Here is a 226-nt window from a genome sequence, read left to right on the forward strand (position 1 = left end):
CGGCCGGGAGGACGGGGGCGCCCGCCCGCGCGGCGCCGATCAGCGCGGACACCGCGGCGCGGGCCGGGGAGGCGGACACGACCCAGGCCAGCAGGGAGCCGAGGGCCGCCCCGAGGACGGCGAAGCCGCGCCCGGGCACCAGGGGCCGGCTGCACACCGCGCCCACGGCCGCTCCCGTCAGCGCACAGGCCGCCACGGCCACCGCCCCGGCGAGGGCCGCCCTGCC

1 pseudogene is annotated in these 226 nt (G+C 84.5%); it reads right to left on the minus strand.

Annotated elements, in window-relative coordinates:
- Positions 1-226 (minus strand): annotated as a pseudogene (locus tag VR44_RS40750) (ABC transporter); the annotation flags it as partial.

It is taken from the genome of Streptomyces katrae (assembly GCF_000966975.1).
Lineage (GTDB): Bacteria > Actinomycetota > Actinomycetes > Streptomycetales > Streptomycetaceae > Streptomyces > Streptomyces katrae.